Raw genomic sequence first — 17207 nt, 5'->3', positions numbered from 1 at the left:
ATGTTCGGATAGTCGGTCTTGGGCCGGCGGTAGTTCAGGAGCTCGGCCTTGATAAGTTTTCTCCGCGGAACCGTAGCGCACGTTGGCCTGTCCACCGCCGTGATCGATCTCAACGGCGCCGGCATGAGTGTCCACGCCACGCCGCAGACCCTCAGCAGGCTCCGCACGGGCGAGGAAGGGAAGCTCTTCACATCCCTGATCGTGCGGGAGGATTCCCTGACCCTGTTCGGCTTCGCCAGCGACGACGAACGCGAGGTCTTCGACGTCCTGCTCAGCGTCAGCGGCGTGGGTCCGCGCCTTGCCCTGGCGGTCCTTGCCGTCCATGACCCGGAAGCGATCCGGGTGGCTGCACACACCGGTGACAGCAAGACATTCACCAAGGTTCCAGGCATCGGCCCGAAGGTTGCCGGCCGCATCGTGCTGGAACTGGCCGGAAAGCTCGTGCCCCACGGCACGGCGCCGAGTTCGGCCCCGTCGCCGTCCGGCGAGTCGGTCTGGAAGCCGCAGGTGGTCGCTGCCATGACCAGCCTCGGCTGGTCCGAAAAGGACGCCACTGGCAGCATCGACAAGGCGCTGGCCGATGCACCTGACCTGGCAGACCAGGGCAACGTGGCCGAGATCCTGCGGACCACCCTGCGCTGGCTTGGCCAGGACGGCGCCCGCGCCGGCAACAGGGTAGGCAGCCGTGGCTGAACCGTCCCTCGTGGCCGGGGGAGAGGAACCCGAGGAAAGAGTTATCGAGGCCGCCCTGCGGCCCAAGAACCTGCACGACTTCGTGGGCCAGCACCGGGTCCGCAAGCAGCTCTCCCTCGTGCTGCAGGCGTCCCGCATGCGGGGCCGCAGCGCCGACCACGTGCTTTTCTCCGGTCCGCCGGGTCTGGGCAAAACCACCCTGGCCATGATTGTCGCCGCGGAAATGAATGCCCCTCTGCGGATCAGCAGCGGCCCCGCCATCCAGCACGCCGGCGACCTTGCTGCCATCCTTTCTTCCCTCTCCGAGGGCGAGGTCCTCTTCCTGGATGAAATCCACCGGATGTCCCGGCCTGCGGAGGAAATGCTCTACATGGCCATGGAGGACTTCCGCGTAGACATTGTGGTGGGCAAGGGGGCCGGTGCGACGGCCATCCCGCTGGAGCTGCCGGCCTTCACCCTGGTCGGTGCCACCACCCGCGCCGGGCTGCTGCCGGGGCCGCTGCGCGACAGGTTCGGGTTCACGGGGCACCTGGAGTTCTATTCCGTCGAAGAGCTCGAGCTCGTGCTGCGCAGATCGGCCGGACTCCTCGACCTCAAGGTGAACTCCGCGGGCTTCAGCGAAATCGCGGGCAGATCACGGGGTACTCCGCGCATAGCCAACCGGCTGCTGCGCCGTGTCAGGGACTGGGCACTCGTCCACGGGATCGAACAGATTGACGCCCGGTCGGCGTCCGCCGCCCTGGACATGTACGAGGTGGACAAACGCGGGCTGGACCGCCTGGACCGGGCGGTCCTGGAGGCGCTCATCACCAAGTTCGGCGGCGGGCCCGTCGGCCTGTCGACTCTGGCCATCGCCGTGGGGGAAGAACCGGAGACTGTCGAGACTGTGGCGGAACCGTATCTGGTCCGCGAGGGACTGCTGGGGCGCACGCCCCGGGGCCGTATTGCCATGGCCCCGGCTTGGACCCATCTGGGCTTCGCCGTTCCCGCCGGCGTGTTCGGGCAGGAGACCCTGGACCTGTTCGACGACGGTGCGGCTGATGAACAAACAGCGTCCGAACGGGTTTCCAGCACGCAATAGCAGCGTCCTTCCAGCTTTCCCTCTAGACTGGAATGACGCTCGGCACGTCCGTGTCTTTGTTTTCGTGTCTTGTTTACGTGGTTGGCCCCAACAGGCCGCCGCTGCCGGCCATTGAGTTGGCCCGAGAACGCGGTGCGGGACGGACGCTGCCGTCAACCAGCTATGCAAGTACAGAACGGAACTACCCTGTGTTCGGACATATTTCTGCCCAGACCCAGCCGCAGGCAGGCGGCGGCATCGACATCATGACCATCCTGCTGTTCGTCATGCTCGGCCTCTTCATCTTCATGATGTTCCGCCGCAACAAGAAGACACAGCAGCAGCAGGCCACGCTCCAGTCGCAGTTTGCGCCGGGCATCGAGGTCATGACGAGTTTCGGCCTCTACGGCCGCATCGTGTCGATCGACGACGAAAACAACAAGGTTCTTCTCGAACTGTCACCGGGCAACGTGGCCACTGTCCACCGCCAGTCCGTCACCAAGATCGTCGAGCCCGCTGCCGAGACGCAGGCAGTTCCCGACGACGCGTCGTCCCTCACCGCCGATGATGACGGAAGCGCTGCGGCCGTCAACGAAACCCCGGACGAGACCCTGAAGCGCCTCAACGATGAGGGTAAAAAGGACATTTAGTCCGCCGCCGCGTTCTGTCCCGCTAAGTACCAAATCTACGGCTGCGGGCGGCCGCCGGAGCGTGTCTGACCCGCACCGTCGGCTCCTCCGTAATTAATAGAAAGATCGACAATGGCACGAACTGGCCGCAAGAAACCATCCCTCCGGGTGCTGGTCTGGCTTGGCGTAATCCTGGCTGTCCTGACGGCCGTCCTTGCGGGCGGCACCATGGCCGGAAAGGCAAGCTGGGCACCCAAGCTCGCGCTAGACCTTGAAGGCGGTACCCAGATGATCCTGGCGCCCAAGGTCGAGGGCGGTTCGGACATCAACGAGGAGCAGCTCAACCAGGCCGTGGCGATCATCCGTCAGCGCGTGGACGGCTCGGGCGTGGCGGAAGCTGAAATCAGCACCCAGTCCGGCCGCAACGTGGTGGTCAGCCTCCCTGGAACCCCTTCCGCAGAGACCCGTGCCCTGATTCAGGCTTCCGCGGACATGAACTTCCGCCCCGTTCTGGTAACGGGCCCCGGCGCGGCGGTTCCCGCAGCGCAGCGCACCCCGGCGGCAAAACTGCCAAAGCCCACAGCGAAGCCGCAGAACGGCAGTGACTCCAACTGGATTACGGCCGACGTCCAGAAGCAGTTCGAGGCACTCGACTGTGCCAAGCCGGAGCAGGACAAGCAGCAGCGCTCCGATCCCGCCAAGCCGCTGGTGACCTGCGAGCCTGCCACCGATCAGACCCCCGCGATCAAATACATCCTGGGCCCAGTGGAGGTCAAGGGCGTGGAGATCCAGGGGTCCACTTTCCAGCTCCAGCAGGGCGCGCAGGGTGCCGTCACCAATGAGTGGGCCGTTAATATCCAGTTCAACGGCGAGGGCACGGCCAAGTTCAAGAAGGTCACCGAGCGCCTGAACCAGTTCTATGTGACGGCCGGCGGGGAAACCGGCTCGGACCCGAAATCGCAGTTCGCCATCGTCCTGGACGACCAGGTCATCTCCGCGCCGCGGTCGCAGGCGGTCATCACCGACGGCCGTCCGCAGATTACCGGCGGATTCACCGAGAAGTCAGCCAAGGCGCTGTCCGACCAGCTGCGCTTCGGTGCCCTGCCGATCAGCTTCGACATCCAGAGCGAGCAGCAGATCTCGGCGACTCTCGGCGGCGAGCAGCTACGCATGGGTCTGCTGGCCGGCCTGATCGGGCTCCTGCTCGTGGTCGTCTACTCCCTGTTCCAGTACCGCGCCCTCGGATTTGTCACCATCGCCTCCCTTGTGGTGGCAGGTGCCCTGACATACCTGGCCATTGCCATCCTCGGCTGGACCGAAAACTACCGGCTGTCCCTCGCCGGTGTGGCCGGCATCATCGTGTCCATCGGCCAGACCGCGGACTCGTTCATTGTCTACTTCGAGCGCATCCGCGATGAGCTGCGTGAAGGCCGCGGCCTCGTTTCCGCCGTGGAAAACGGCTGGAAGCGGGCCAAGCGCACAGTCCTTGCCTCCAAGGCTGTCAACCTCCTGGCGGCGCTCGTGCTGTACTTCGTGGCCGTGGGCAACGTCCGGGGCTTTGCGTTCACCCTTGGCCTGACAGCCATCGCTGACCTCATCGTCGTGTTCATGTTCACGCACCCGACGCTGCAGCAGCTGGCTCGCACGCGGTTCTTCGGCGAAGGCCACAAGTTCTCCGGCCTTGACCCTGAGCGTCTCGGCGCGGTTCCGCTGTACCGGGGCGCCGGCAGGATCCGGACGCCGGACGACAAGCCGTCCGTGGTACGGGCTAAGAACACGGGCGCAGCCGCTGAGGCGGAACGCCGGATGACCATCGCTGAACGCCGCCGCGCTGAGCAGCAGGACCAGCTTGCGGGTTCCTCCAAGGGCCCGGCCAAGGAAGGCAAGTAATGTCCAGTTTCGCCAAATTCGGTAATGAGCTCTACACGGGCAAGCGTTCCTACAACTTTGTCGGTTCCAAGAAGATCTGGTTCCTGATTGCCGCCGCCGCCGTTGCACTGTCCATTCTGATCCCGGTCGCCAAGGGCGGGTTCAACCTGGGTATTGAATTCCGCGGCGGCTCGGAATTCACCGTGTCCAACGTCAAGACCACTGATGCGACGCTGGGCGAAAAAGCGGTGCACGATGTTGTGGCGGGAAGCGTCCCCAGGGTGGCGAACGTCGCCGGCAACACGATGCGGATCCAGACGGACAAGCTCACCGACGATGAAACCATCAAGATCAAGCAGGGCTTGACCTCGGCGTACGGCGTCACGGACAACGAGGTGACGTCCACGTTCGTGGGTCCCACATGGGGTGCTGACGTCACAAAGCAGGCCCTGATTGGCCTCGTGGTGTTCGTGGCCCTCGCCACCATCCTGATGGCCCTGTACTTCAGGACCTGGAAGATGTCGCTCTCGGCAATCTCGGGCATGCTCGTGACCATGTTCATCACGGCCGGCGTCTATGCCCTGAGTGACTTCGAGGTCACACCCTCGGCAATCATCGGCTTCTTGACGGTGCTCAGCTACTCGCTCTACGACACTGTGGTGGTGTTCGACAAGATCCGCGAGAACACGGCGGACCTCGAGTCTTCCACCCGACGGACGTTTGCCGAAGAGGTTAACCTGGCGGTCAACCAGACCCTGGTGCGGTCCATCAACACCATGATGGTGGCCATCCTGCCCGTGGGTGCGATCCTGTTCATCGGTGCCGGACTGCTCGGTGCCGGAACTCTCCGTGACCTGTCGCTGGCGCTGTTCGTCGGGATCCTCATCGGCACGGCCGCAACGATCTTCATCGCCGCGCCGATGTATGCCTTGCTGCGCCAGAAAGAACCTTTGCTCGTCAAGCAGGCCCAACGGGTGGAGCACCGGCGCGCAGACAGTGCCGCCAAGGTCACCGCCGAGCCAGCCAAGGCGTAGCAGCGATAGCTGAAGGCCGGATGCCGTCATGATGACGGCGTCCGGCCTTTTTGCGTCGGGTCCCGGCCCTGGGAAGCGTCCCGGTTATTGAGGAGGCCCGCGGCGGGAATAGACTGGAATAATTAAATGGGTCGTGAGGGGTGCTTCATTGGAAGAACGTTCGACGTCGGCGCCAGAGGCTGCCGGGGATAACGGTCCGGGCCAGGGCCCGCCGACTGGTCTGGTGGCTGCCGGACGTCCCGGTCCGGGTGTTCCGGTGGACAACTCGGGCGTGCGCCCCACATTTCCTGGCCGCCGTGAACGTACCCGGTCCCGGCTCGCGAGGCTGACTGGCCGGAGCACTGCGACGTATTCGCCCATCCTGGAGCCCCTGCTCCGGACGGTCCGGGCGAACAACCCCAAAGAGGACTTTGACCTCATCCAGCGCGCCTTCGTGGTCGCGGAGCAGAGCCACCGGGGACAGAAGCGCAAGAGCGGCGATCCCTACATCACGCACCCGGTAGCCGTGGCCACCATCCTCGCGGAACTCGGGCTCAGCGGCACCACGCTGGCGGCTGCACTGCTCCACGACACCGTGGAAGACACGCCTTACACCCTCGCCGACCTGAAGGCAGACTTCGGCCCAGAAGTGGCCATGCTGGTGGACGGCGTGACCAAGCTGGACAAGGTCAGCTTCGGCGAGGCCGCGCAGTCGGAGACGGTCCGCAAGATGGTCGTGGCGATGGCCAAGGACATCCGGGTCCTCATGATCAAGCTTGCGGACAGGCTGCACAACGCGCGGACGTGGCGCTTCGTCTCCGCGGAATCCTCGGCGCGCAAGGCCCGCGAAACACTGGAAATCTTCGCGCCGCTGGCGCATCGCCTCGGCATGAACACCATCAAGTGGGAACTCGAGGACCTATCCTTCGCCGCGCTGTACCCCAAGGTGTACGAGGAAATCGTGCGCATGGTGGGTGACCGGACGCCTGAGCGCGAGAAGAGCCTCAGCGTCATTCGGAACCAGATTGCCGACGATCTTCGCACGGCCAAGATCAAGGCGACCATTACCGGCCGGCCCAAACACTACTACTCGATTTACCAAAAGATGATTGTCCGCGACAAGGACTTCGACGACATCAACGACCTCATGGGTGTCCGCGTGCTGGTGGACTCCGTCCGGGACTGCTACGCGGCGCTGGGGACCCTGCATTCGCGGTGGAACCCGCTGCCCGGGCGGTTCAAGGACTACATCGCCATGCCCAAGTTCAACATGTACCAGTCGCTGCACACGACAGTGATCGGCCCGGGCGGCAAGCCTGTCGAGATTCAGATCCGCACGCACGAGATGCACCGGCGCGCCGAGTACGGTGTGGCGGCGCACTGGAAGTACAAGGACCAGCCGAACCGCACCGCCACCGGGCCAGGGAGTCCCCGCGACGGCGACATGGGCTGGCTCCGTTCACTGGTGGACTGGCAGCAGGAAACGTCCGACCCCGGTGAATTCCTGGATTCGCTCCGCTTCGAAATCAACGCCCGGGAAGTCTTCGTGTTCACGCCCAAGGGCGAGGTCATGGCGCTCCCGGCAGGATCCACGCCCGTGGACTTTGCCTATGCGGTGCACACCGAGGTGGGCCACCGGACCATCGGGGCCAGAGTCAACGGAAAACTGGTGCCGCTCAACAGCGAGCTCAACCACGGCGACTGGGTGGAGATCTTCACCTCGAAGGCCGAAGGGGCGGGACCCAGCCAGGACTGGCAGCATTTCGTCAAAAGCGCCCGCGCACGGAACAAGATCCGCCAGTGGTTCAGCAAGGAGCGTCGCGAGGAGGCCATTGACCGCGGCAAGGAACTGCTGACACGCGCCATGCGGAAGCAAAACCTGCCGCTGCAGCGCCTCATGACCCATGATGCCCTCGCGGCTGTGGCCGAGGATTTCAAATATGTGGACATCTCCGGGCTGTACGCGGGCGTGGGAGACGGGCACACCTCGGCGCAGTCCGTCATGGAAAAGCTCATCGAGAGCCTCGGCGGGAACGAAACCCCGGACGACGACCTCACCGAGGTCAGCATTCCCACGCAGGTCAGCAAGGCCCGCTTCTCGGACTCCGGTGTGGTGGTTCGCGGTGTGGGGGACGTGTGGGTCAAGCTGGCCCGCTGTTGCACCCCCGTGCCGCCGGACCCCATCCTCGGGTTCGTCACTCGCGGTTCGGGTGTTTCCGTGCACCGGACGGACTGTACCAACATCTCCGACCTCAAGGACCAGCCCGACAGGATTGTGGACGTTGACTGGGCTCCGACCCAGTCGAGCGTTTTCCTCGTGGAAATCCAGGTGGAGGCGCTAGACCGGAAGTCGCTCCTGTCCGACGTCACCCGCATTCTGTCCGAGAATCACGTGAACATCCTCGCCGCGAGCGTCCACACGTCAACCGACCGTGTGGCCATCTCAAAGTTTGCCTTCGAGATGGGCGACCCCAAGTACCTGAGCCACGTCCTGAGCGCCGTCCGGAGGATCGACGGCGTCTTCGATGTCTATCGGACCACGGGCAACCGCCGGCGAAGCTAGGGCGAGCTTTTCCAGCGCTGCCTTCTTGTGGGGCAATCTGGGCGTCGCCTCCACGGCCAGGCAGAGGAGCCGGAGCCGGACATCGAGCTCGGGCCGCTCCAGCAGCTGGCGCAGCGCGGGGACCGCGCGCTCGGCGTTGACATGCAATGCGACGTCCAGCGCGGTGCGCAGCGGGCTTGAAACCATCAGGCCACCCAGGCTGACCACGTCGAAGGGGCCGAGCCGGACCTCGTGGAGAGTGCAGCCGCGGGTGGACCGCAGGCTGGAGATCCGACGTTTGGCATCCACCAGGAGGGCCAAGCGGTCCGGTTCACGGGCGCAGCCGTAGATCCAGGCGGCTGTCATCCGTCCTGCGACCACACGCTGCCGGATGGCTGGCGGCACGGCCAACGCAGCGGCTCGCGCGCGCAGCTGCGGCGAAGAGGGTGCTCCCGGCAGCGTATAGCCATGCTGGTACAGGTGGGTTAGTACGCCGTCGGCGGCCATGGACTGCAACTCGGGCCAGGAAAACAGCTGTCCCGGCGCATAGAGGTCCAGCAGGTGTGCGGGGGAGTCCTGGCCGGGCCCCGTGACGGGCCGACGCGATATCGGGGTCATCCAGCAATCCTGCCGGAATGGCCCGGAACGAGGACAGGCCCCGACCCGGCTATGTGGATAACCGGGGCGGGGCCTGCAAGAAACTGACTAGGAAAGCTCGCTGGCCGACCGCTGGATCTGGTCGAGCCAGGCCTGGCGGGCGTCGAGGGCTTCCTGGGCGGCTTTGATCTTGCGCTGGTCGCCTACCTTCTCTGCCTTCACCAGGTCGTCCTTGAGTCCGGCGATTGCCGACTCTAGCTGGCTCAGCGCGCTGTTCGTGCGGGCCTTGGTTTCGGGGTTAGACCGCTGCCAGTTTTCGTCCTCGGCCTGGCGGACGGCATCCTCAATCCGGCGCAGACCGGCTTCGATGCGTCCCATGTCCGCGCGGGGCACCTTTCCGGCATCCTCCCAGCGGTCGCGGATGGACTGGAGAGCCTTCTTGGCGGCGCCCAGGTCCTTGACGGGAAGAATAGTGTTGGCCTCCTCGAGGAGGGCTTCCTTCACCTTCAGGTTTGCGGCGTATTCCTGGTCTATCTCATCGTTAGCAGCCTGGCGGTTGGTAAAGAAAACGTCCTGGGCGGCGCGGAAGCGGGCCCAGAGAGCGTCGTCGTCCTTGCGGCTGGCGCGTGGTGATGCCTTCCACTCGTCCATGAGGCGGCGGTATTCGCCGGCGGCGAATCCCCAGTCGGTGGACGAGGACAGCGCTTCCGCCTCGGTGATTAGCTTTTCCTTGGCGGACTTGGCGGCCGAGTTGTTGCTGTCCAGCTGGGAGAAGTAGGCACGGCGGTGACGGTCAAAAACCGTCCGGGCAGCCCGGAACCGCTTCCAGAGTGCGTCCTCATTGCTCCGGCCCAGCCTGATGCCGCTCTTCTGCGCTGTCTTCCAGCTTTCGAACAGCTCGTTCATCCTGGCGCTGGAAGTCTTCCACTGGATCTGCGCCGGATCGGTTCCCGAAATGGCTTCGGCCTCGGCGACGATGGCCTCCCGGGCGGCAAGCTCGGCTGCCCGGACGGCGTCATGCTGGGCTTTTTCGGTCTTTTCGAGTTCGGTGATCTGCGTGGACAGCGTGTCCAGACGGCCTTCGGCGGCGCGGATGTCTCCCACCATGTTCCGCTCAGCGAGCTGCTCGCGCAGGTGCGTAACGGTCTTCTGCATGTCCGTAGTGGGCGCCTTGGAGGCAACCCGCTGTTCCAGCAGGACAATCTGGGCCACGATGTCGTCATACTTGCGGGCGAAGTAGGCGAGGGCCTCGTCGTTGCTGACATCGGGGTACTGACCAACAGGGTGTTCCTCGCCGTCGATGGTCAGGAAGACGTGACCGTCCCCTTCCACCCGGCCCCAGCGGGCTGCTTCCGCGAGCGATGTGGCGGAAGGCGCGGCAACAGGCACCACGTTGGCTGCGGGGCCTGCCTTGGGGCGTGCAGCGAATGCTGCAGGTGACGGCGCCGGACGGGGAGCCGGCACGGGATGCGGAGCAGGAGCGCTTGCCTCAGTTTCGACGGGCTGCTCAGCTTCTGGCTGCTCAGACGGGGTTTCCTCCGCTGCGGGCTGCTCAGTTGCGGTTTCCTCGGCCGCCTCAGCAGCCGCCTCTTCAGCAGGTGCTTCCTCGGCCGGAGCCCCCTCCGTCTCTGCGCTCTCCGGCTGTGCTTCTTCTGCCTGGGTACCTTCGGCAGCTGCCTCCGCGGGCTCGGCCGGAGGGGCCGGAACCTCGGTCAGGTCTGCTGCTGCTGTTTCGTCGGATTTCTGACTGTCTGTCACCGCTAAAAGTCTTTCGCTTGGAGGAAAATACTCTCGTAATACACCGTTGGCCGCCTGGGACGCGGGCTTCTTACTTCAGAGAGAACGAGTCTATCGTGACTGGTTCCGCAGGCGCGCCGTCGGTGGCGTTTTCGCCCTTCTTAAGACCCGCGGCCGCAATCTTCGTGACTACATCCAGCCCCGAGGTCACTTTGCCCACCACCGTATAACCGCCGGCGGCGTCGGCTGGAATTACCGTGTCCTTGTACACGATGAAGAACTGGGTGCCGTTGCCGTAGGCATTTCCGGCGGTGCGGGCCACCGCGATGGTGCCGGCCGGGTATTTGTTGTCCGCCGGAGTGTTTTCCAGCGGACCCCAGGTATAGGCCGGGTCACCCTGCCCGTTTCCGGTCTTGGAGCCGCACTGCAGGACGCCAAAGTTGTCCGCGATGGTGAGGCGGTGGCAGCTGACGCCCTGGTAGTAGCCCGAGCCGGCAAGGGACTTGAAGACGGCGGCGGCCTGCGGCGCCTTGGTACCGTCCAGCTGGACGCCCAGGCTTCCGCGGTTGAGTTTCAGCGCGCCAGTGAACACCTTGCCCGCGGCCGATTCCGGCTTGGGGATGTTGGGGGCGTTGGTGGCCGCGGCGGACGTCGAAGCTGAGGGGGAGTTCAGCCCTGCTTCCGCGGCCGCGAACTCTTCTTCGGTCGGGTTTGCGGAAAAAACCGCCATTTGAAGCACGACGGCGAGTATCACCGCCGCCGCTCCGGCGCCGCCCGCAATCAGGTTGTCCCGCCTTCGCCGCTTCTCCTGGTCCCGTCGAAGCTCGCGCTTGGCTTCCATCTGCTGGATGCGCCGCTTGGCTTCACGCGTTTCGCGTGGACTGGCCGCCACAGGTCCTCCTCGTTGATCGGGCTGCCGGCCAGGGCCGCCCGATTAAGGCATCCCCGGCTGCAACTGCACAGCGGCAGAGCATACGGTCCGGCGGCCGCATTAGAGATGCCGGCGCCGAAAGCATAAACTGACTGCCGCACATAGTTTATGCATGACAGCTTGGACTCCCGCCCTTGCCGCCGCTTTTTGATCCAAATGGCGACGTGGAATACTGCGCAGCGGACTCCGGTCGTCGGTTACCTGAGGAGAAACTCCACCATGGCACGCACAGCCTCCCTGTCCGGATTCCCCGAGTGGCTTCCCGAGGAACGGCTGGTGGAGCAGCATGTCCTGGACACCCTGCGGCGTACCTTTGAACTCCATGGCTTTTCCTCCATTGAGACGCGCGCGGTTGAAACCGTGGGCCAGTTGCTGCGCAAAGGCGACATCGACAAAGAGGTATACGGGCTCAGCCGGCTTCAGGACGACGAAGGCGAAGAAGGCAAAGGCAAGCACGATCCCCACGCACTTGCCCTGCACTTTGACCTGACGGTTCCGTTTGCGCGCTACGTCGTGGAGAACGCCGGCTATCTCGCGTTCCCGTTCCGGCGCTACCAGATCCAGAAGGTATGGCGTGGTGAGCGCCCGCAGGAGGGCCGCGCGCGCGAATTCACCCAGGCAGACATCGACGTGGTGGGGGACGGCGACCTGCCCTTCCGTTATGACGTCGAAATCGCGCTGGTCATCGCCGAGGCGCTGGGCGCCCTCCCCATTCCGGACTTCCGCCTCCGCATTAACAACAGGAAACTTGCCGAAGGTTTCTACCGCGGCGTCGGCCTGGCGGACACGGCCGGCGTGCTCCGCAGCATCGACAAGCTGGAAAAGATCGGCCCGGACAAAGTGGCCGAACTCCTCAAGACCGAGCTGGGCGCCACGGATGACCAGGTTCAGGCGGCATTGAAGCTTGCCGGCATCCGGACCGAGGACACGTCCTTTGTGGCGCAGGTCCGTTCCTTGGGCGTGAGCAATGAGCTCCTCGAGGAGGGCCTGGATGAGCTTGAGCAGGTCATCGAGGCGGCGGTGAAGCGCGCTCCGGGCAAGGTTGTCGCCGATCTGAGCATCGCCCGAGGGCTGGACTATTACACCGGCACGGTGGTGGAAACCGTGCTCGTGGGCCACGAGCAGCTCGGGTCCATCTGCTCCGGCGGCCGGTATGACGCCCTCGCAAGCAAAGGCAACAGGAAGTTCCCCGGCGTCGGGCTCTCCATCGGGGTCACACGGCTGGTTTCGCGCATCCTCAGCCAGGACCTCGCGAAGGCCTCCCGCTCCGTGCCCACGGCGGTGCTGGTCGCGCTGAACGCCGACGACACCTGGGGGGAGGCCCAGGACGTCGCCACGCAGCTGCGCAGCCGGGGCATCGCCACGGAAGTCGCCGCCAAGGCCGAGAAGTTCGGAAAGCAGATCAAGTTTGCTGACCGCCGCGGCATCCCGTTTGTCTGGTTCACCGACGACGACGGCAAACACCAGGTCAAGGACATCCGCTCCGGTGTGCAGGTCGACGCCGATCCGGCGACGTGGACGCCGTCGGACGAGGACCTGCACGTCCAGGTCACCGGCGTGTCGCCTGAATAGCGGTCAGCGCTTGCTGGCTAGCCTCCGGCGCAGCCGCAGCGCCACCGCACGGGCGGCGACCCCCGCCGCCAACACGCCGGCCATGGCCAGGACCGATGACGGCGGCAGCGTGAAGGCCAGGACAAGGCAGCCCACGAGTCCGGCAGCATTGAGCCATTTCGGTGCGTGCCCGGGACGCTCCCGGAGCGTGTAGGCCGCTGCATTGGCCACGGCGTAGTACACGAGTACGCCGAAGCTGGAGAAACCCACCACCGTCAGCACGCTGCTGGTCAGCAACAGCAAAACCACGACGGCGGCCACGGCCAGTTCGGCGGCGAAGGGCACCGTGTGGCGTCCGCCGATCCGGGCAAGCGGACCCGGCAGGTCACGTTCCCGGGCCATGGCCATCGCCGTGCGCCCTACCCCGGTAATGAGCGCCAGCAGTGCTCCGAGGGACCCGGCGGCAGCTCCGCCCTGCACGAAGGGGGCGCCGGCAGCCAGCCGCGAGTGGGTCACGGCTTCGAGAAGCGGGGCCGCCGATGAGGCCAGTTGTGCCAACGGGAGGTGGGCCAGAAGCAGCACTGCCAGACCCAGGTAGATGGCAAACGCCACGGCGAGGGCGCCCAGGATGGCCCGAGGGATCACCCTCGCCGGATCCTTCACCTCTTCGCCGAGGGTGGCAATCCGTGCATACCCGGCAAACGCGAAGAACACCAGGCCGGCGGCGGGAAGGATGCCCCAGGCGCTGCCGACATCCGCCGCGGACACAGCACCGGCAGGATATGGACCAGCAGGATGTGGACCGATGATGGCCGCCGCGGCAACAAAGGCCAGGGTGGCCAGCACAAGGCCCAGCAGGATGCGCGTCAGCAATGCCGTCCGGGTGATGCCCAGCAGATTGATGCCGGTCAGCACCGTCACCGCGGCGACGGCTACAGGCGTGGCGTAGCCCGGCGCGACATACTGCCCGAACGTGAGGGCCATGGCGGCGCAGGAGGCTGTCTTGCCGGTCACAAAAGCCCATCCCGCGAGGAACCCCGGCCATTCGCCCAGCTGCCGGCGGCCATAAATGTACGTGCCGCCGCTTTGCGGGTACTTGGCCGCGAGCTGGGCGGACGCCACAGCGTTGCAATAGGCGACCGCCCCGGCGATGACGATGGAAACAACGAGCAGTTTTCCGGCCAGGCCGGCAGCGGGGGCAAAAACCACGAAGACACCGGCCCCAAGCATGGATCCGAGTCCGATCGATGTCGCGTCGAACACACCCAGCCTGCGCTGCAGCTGCTCATGCCTGGTCATGGCGGGGCAGGGACCTTTCCAACGGGTAAACTCGGACGGGATCGTTCCCGCAACGATCCTAATTCAACTTCGTTTCTGTCTTCCTTCTGAAAGGAATGCTGTGCTGCGCACACATGACCTCGGATCCCTTCGCTCCGAGCACATTGGACAAACCGTAACCCTGGCTGGCTGGGTCGGCCGCCGTCGTGATCACGGTGGTGTCGCATTCGTCGATCTGCGTGACGCCTCGGGCGTCGCGCAGGTTGTGGTCCGCGAAGAAGAGGTTTTCCACGGCCTGCGCAACGAGTACGTGCTGCAGGTGACCGGCACGGTGTCCAAGCGCCCCGAGGGCAACGAGAACCCGGCGCTGGCCACCGGCGAGATCGAGGTCATGGCGGACAAGGTGGTTATCCTCAACACCGCGGACCCGCTGCCCTTCCAGATCGATGAGCACGTGGAAGTGGGGGAGGAAGCACGCCTGAAGCACCGATACCTTGACCTCCGCCGCCCGGGCCCCAGCCGCAACCTCCGCCTGCGCTCCGAGGCCAACCGCGTGGCCCGAGAACTCCTTCACAAGGAGGGTTTCGTTGAAATCGAAACCCCCACACTGACGCGTTCGACGCCGGAAGGCGCCCGCGACTTCGTGGTCCCCGCCCGCCTGGCCCCGGGATCCTGGTACGCGCTGCCGCAGTCGCCGCAGCTTTTCAAGCAGCTGCTGCAGGTGGGCGGCTTCGAGAAGTACTACCAGATTGCCCGCTGCTACCGCGACGAAGACTTCCGCGCGGACCGCCAGCCGGAGTTCACGCAGCTGGACATCGAGGCCAGCTTCGTCGACCAGGACGACATCATCTCCCTGGGCGAAAACATCGTGAAGGCGCTGTGGAAGCTGATCGACGTCGAAATCCCGACGCCGATTCAGCGCATCACCTACGCGGACGCCATGGCCCGCTACGGCTCTGACAAGCCGGACCTGCGGTTCGGCCAGGAGCTGACCGAGCTGACCGAGTTCTTCAAGGAGACCAACTTCGGCGTCTTCAAGGCGCCCTACGTCGGTGCCGTGGTCATGCCCGGCGGCGCCTCCCAGCCGCGCCGTACCCTGGACGGCTGGCAGGAATTCGCTAAGCAGCGCGGTGCAAAGGGACTGGCATATGTCCTGTTCAAGGAAGACGGCGAGCTCGCCGGTCCGGTGGCCAAGAACCTCACGGAGACCGAACGCGCCGGCCTGGCCGACGCCGTAGGCGCCAAGCCCGGTGACTGCATCTTCTTCGCCGCCGGCGAGAAGACCCCGTCCCGCGCACTGCTCGGTGCGGCACGCGTCGAAATCGGCCACCGCACCGGCCTGATCGACCCCACTGACTGGGCGTTCTGCTGGGTGGTGGACGCACCGATGTTCGAACCGGCCGCCGCAGCGGTGGCCTCCGGCGACGTGGCCGTGGGTGCCGGCAAGTGGACGGCCGTCCATCACGCCTTCACCTCCCCCAAGCCCGAATTCCTCGACACGTTTGACAAGGACCCGGAGTCGGCCCTGTCTTACGCGTACGACATCGTCTGCAACGGCAACGAAATCGGCGGCGGCTCCATCCGTATCCACGAGCGCGACGTCCAGGAACGGGTCTTCGAGCTGATGGGCCTGGACCGTGCGGATGCGCAGACTAAGTTTGGCTTCCTGCTGGAAGGCTTCAAGTTCGGTGCACCTCCGCACGGCGGCATTGCCTTCGGCTGGGACCGCGTGGTCGCCCTGATGGCGGGAGTGGAGTCCATCCGCGACGTTATCGCCTTCCCGAAGACCGGCAACGGCTACGACCCGCTGACCCAGGCTCCCGCGCCGATCACGCCGCAGCAGCGCAAGGAAGCCGGCGTCGACTTCAAGGCTGAGGCCAAGAAGGCCGAGGCCGCCAAACCCGAACAGAAGTAGGCGGCCGGCACCGCCGGCGCCCGCGCCAACGGCTCCCTGGAATTCCAGGGAGCCGTTGGCGTCTCTCGACAGTTGGTGTCTCTCTGCAAAAGGAAACCGTGGCGTATCCGATCCCCTTGCCCACGCTGAAAATGCTGATGGACGCGGCGTGGCCTGCCCCGGAGCGCCACGACACGGGTGAGTGTATCGGCGGGCCCCTCTCAGGAGGGGCCGGTTCCGGCTGCTAGGCCGTCTCACTCGGGCAGTGGAGACCGAACCAAGGCCAGGCGGCCAGTTCGTGATGGTTGGGGGACTGCACCGGCATTTCTCCGGCAGCTGCGTCAAATTCTGGCCACGTTTGCACGGGCGGCGTTTGAGGGCCAGTAAGTGCGGACACTGGCATCTCCTTCCTGACTGCGCTCAGCGCAGGCATTTTTACGGGCGCCGCCTGTATTGGCGGCCGCGCTCCAGCCAGAGTGCCAGTGTGATGTGACGGGAACCACAGTATTGCCGATGAACGGATGCGACACGGGCGTGACTCTGCGCGGGTAGGAGAATTTACCTATGGCAAACTCCCCAACAGGTGAATCCGTCATCAGCCGTGTCGTGCGGCTCATGAGCGCATTCGACCGGGATCTTCCGACCATGACGCTTTCCGGCCTCGCCCGCCGGGCGGATCTGCCGCTGACCACAACGCGCCGCCTGCTGGAAGATCTCGTCGAGCACGGACTGATCGAGCGGCTCGGCGACGGAAGCCTCCGGCCTGGGATGCGGATGTGGGAACTTGCGGCACGTGGCTCGCGGGCGCTGAACCTTCAGGAGCTGGCGTTGCCGTTCATGGACGATGTCCTGGCGACCGTACACCAGCACACGACGCTCGCGGTGCTGGACCACGGCAGCGTGCTGTACGTCGAGCGGCTCTCGTCGCCGGATTCCCGGCTGAATGCGGCGCACATCGCGCAGCGGATGCCGGTGCATGCCGCATCGTCAGGCCTAGTGCTCCTCGCGTTCTCGCCCCTTGCCGTCCAGGAGGAGGTTCTCGCCGCACCTTTGGCGAAAGTTACCCCCGAGACAATCACCGATCCGGCGCTGATCCGGAAGCACCTGGCGGAGATCCGGCAGCGAGGCTATGTGGCCATCCCGGGGATCGGCGTCACGGAGTGGACCGGAATCGCCGTGCCGGTCTTCGGTTCCGGCAACGAGATTGCTGCAGCCCTGAACGCGATCGTTCCGCGCGACGAAGCCGACGTTCCCTTCACCGTCCCGGCACTCCTGACGGCCGCCCACGGCATTTCCCGCGCGCTGAAGTCGATGAGCCCTGTACCGCGTCGGTAGAAGCGCTTTGAACGATCCGAGCCGATGAACGGAAGTCCTCTGGGACGCGCAGGGACACCGCAGGCATTCTTGGTGAGA

Annotated in this window: 13 protein-coding genes; 9 read left to right on the top strand and 4 right to left on the bottom strand. The window is 65.2% G+C overall.

Going from position 1 to position 17207, the window contains the following annotated elements; genetic code table 11:
- The first annotated feature begins 48 nt into the window (after positions 1–48).
- The 6 genes from ruvA (at position 49) to AC1DD3_RS07875 (ending at position 7827) form a co-directional block, all read left to right on the top strand.
- Positions 49–693, top strand: a complete 645-nt coding sequence (ruvA, locus tag AC1DD3_RS07900; RefSeq protein ID WP_230118026.1) for a Holliday junction branch migration protein RuvA — start codon at positions 49–51, stop codon at positions 691–693.
- Positions 686–1774 (top strand): Holliday junction branch migration DNA helicase RuvB, encoded by a 1089-nt coding sequence (gene ruvB / locus AC1DD3_RS07895; RefSeq protein ID WP_230118025.1) that lies wholly within the window; start codon positions 686–688, stop codon positions 1772–1774. The genes ruvA and ruvB overlap by 8 nt, the downstream gene beginning before the upstream one ends.
- 245 nt (positions 1775–2019) lie before the next feature.
- Complete coding sequence (yajC, locus tag AC1DD3_RS07890; protein ID WP_230118081.1) at positions 2020–2403, top strand: preprotein translocase subunit YajC; 384 nt, start codon at positions 2020–2022, stop codon at positions 2401–2403.
- Positions 2404–2514: 111 nt separating this feature from the next.
- Positions 2515–4272: a protein translocase subunit SecD gene (gene secD / locus AC1DD3_RS07885; protein ID WP_230118024.1), complete on the top strand. Its 1758-nt coding sequence runs from the start codon at positions 2515–2517 to the stop codon at positions 4270–4272.
- A complete protein-coding gene (gene secF, locus AC1DD3_RS07880) occupies positions 4272–5285 on the top strand; it encodes a protein translocase subunit SecF (protein WP_230118023.1) in 1014 nt (337 codons plus the stop codon). The genes secD and secF overlap by 1 nt, the downstream gene beginning before the upstream one ends.
- A gap of 148 nt (positions 5286–5433) precedes the next feature.
- On the top strand, positions 5434–7827 hold the full coding sequence (locus tag AC1DD3_RS07875; protein ID WP_230118022.1) for a RelA/SpoT family protein: 2394 nt from the start codon (positions 5434–5436) through the stop codon (positions 7825–7827).
- Here the strand turns inward: AC1DD3_RS07875 and AC1DD3_RS07870 are convergent.
- From AC1DD3_RS07870 to AC1DD3_RS07860, 3 genes are all read right to left on the bottom strand, one after another.
- Positions 7708–8424 (bottom strand): hypothetical protein, encoded by a 717-nt coding sequence (locus tag AC1DD3_RS07870; RefSeq protein ID WP_476881369.1) that lies wholly within the window; start codon positions 8422–8424, stop codon positions 7708–7710. The two genes, AC1DD3_RS07875 and AC1DD3_RS07870, sit on opposite strands and share 120 nt — an antisense overlap.
- Positions 8425–8511: 87 nt before the next feature.
- Positions 8512–10161, bottom strand: a complete 1650-nt coding sequence (locus tag AC1DD3_RS07865) for a DUF349 domain-containing protein (RefSeq protein WP_476881368.1) — start codon at positions 10159–10161, stop codon at positions 8512–8514.
- A gap of 70 nt (positions 10162–10231) precedes the next feature.
- The gene (locus AC1DD3_RS07860; protein ID WP_476875520.1) at positions 10232–11032 is read right to left on the bottom strand and encodes a peptidylprolyl isomerase; all 801 of its coding nucleotides are present in this window, start codon (positions 11030–11032) and stop codon (positions 10232–10234) included.
- Positions 11033–11290: 258 nt separating this feature from the next.
- Here AC1DD3_RS07860 and hisS point away from each other — a divergent pair, with 258 nt between their 5' ends.
- Positions 11291–12643, top strand: a complete 1353-nt coding sequence (gene hisS / locus AC1DD3_RS07855; RefSeq protein ID WP_230118018.1) for a histidine--tRNA ligase — start codon at positions 11291–11293, stop codon at positions 12641–12643.
- A 3-nt stretch (positions 12644–12646) separates the two neighbouring features.
- Here hisS and AC1DD3_RS07850 read toward each other — a convergent pair whose 3' ends face one another.
- Complete coding sequence (locus AC1DD3_RS07850; RefSeq protein ID WP_230118017.1) at positions 12647–13921, bottom strand: APC family permease; 1275 nt, start codon at positions 13919–13921, stop codon at positions 12647–12649.
- Between the two features lie 100 nt (positions 13922–14021).
- Here AC1DD3_RS07850 and aspS point away from each other — a divergent pair, with 100 nt between their 5' ends.
- Entirely contained in the window at positions 14022–15815 is a 1794-nt protein-coding gene (gene aspS / locus AC1DD3_RS07845; RefSeq protein ID WP_230118016.1) for an aspartate--tRNA ligase, read from the top strand.
- Positions 15816–16358: 543 nt separating this feature from the next.
- Positions 16359–17129, top strand: a complete 771-nt coding sequence (locus AC1DD3_RS07840) for an IclR family transcriptional regulator (RefSeq protein WP_230118015.1) — start codon at positions 16359–16361, stop codon at positions 17127–17129.
- Positions 17130–17207: the final 78 nt, after the last annotated feature.

Source organism: Arthrobacter sp. 05T444 (assembly GCF_056395905.1).
Note: the sequence above shows the minus strand (reverse complement) of the source record. Positions and strands in the feature narration are given on the sequence as shown.

Excerpts from the sequence above, each read along its gene's own strand:
- yajC (WP_230118081.1), top strand. The coding sequence starts at position 2,020 with ATGACCATCCTGCTGTTCGTCATGCTCGGCCTCTTCATCTTCATGATG.
- secD (WP_230118024.1), top strand. The coding sequence starts at position 2,515 with ATGGCACGAACTGGCCGCAAGAAACCATCCCTCCGGGTGCTGGTCTGG.
- secF (WP_230118023.1), top strand. The coding sequence starts at position 4,272 with ATGTCCAGTTTCGCCAAATTCGGTAATGAGCTCTACACGGGCAAGCGT.
- AC1DD3_RS07870 (WP_476881369.1), bottom strand. The coding sequence starts at position 8,424 with ATGACCCCGATATCGCGTCGGCCCGTCACGGGGCCCGGCCAGGACTCC.
- hisS (WP_230118018.1), top strand. The coding sequence starts at position 11,291 with ATGGCACGCACAGCCTCCCTGTCCGGATTCCCCGAGTGGCTTCCCGAG.
- AC1DD3_RS07850 (WP_230118017.1), bottom strand. The coding sequence starts at position 13,921 with ATGACCAGGCATGAGCAGCTGCAGCGCAGGCTGGGTGTGTTCGACGCG.
- AC1DD3_RS07840 (WP_230118015.1), top strand. The coding sequence starts at position 16,359 with ATGGCAAACTCCCCAACAGGTGAATCCGTCATCAGCCGTGTCGTGCGG.